The sequence below is a fragment of the Paenibacillus sp. GYB006 genome (genome assembly GCF_036577645.1).
Taxonomy (GTDB): Bacteria; Bacillota; Bacilli; order Paenibacillales; family Paenibacillaceae; genus Paenibacillus.
Genome location: NZ_JARBDA010000123.1, coordinates 1 through 206 on the forward strand (window position 1 = coordinate 1; position 206 = coordinate 206).

Genomic DNA, 206 nt, shown 5'->3' on the forward strand with positions numbered 1-206 from the left:
TTTCCCTCACGGTACTGCTTCACTATCGGTCGCTAGGGAGTATTTAGCCTTGGCAGATGGTCCTGCCGGATTCATACGAGGTTTCACGTGCCTCGCACTACTCGGGATCCGTCTCGGAGGGAACAGATTTTTGACTACAGGGCTTTTACCTTCTCTGGCGGGCCTTTCCAGACCTCTTCAACTAATCGGTTCCTTTGTAACTCCAT

Annotated in this window: 1 rRNA gene; it reads right to left on the reverse strand. The window is 51.5% G+C overall.

Features of this window, described 5'->3' with window-relative positions:
• A 23S ribosomal RNA gene (locus tag PV403_RS25275) occupies window positions 1-206 on the reverse strand; the annotation flags it as partial.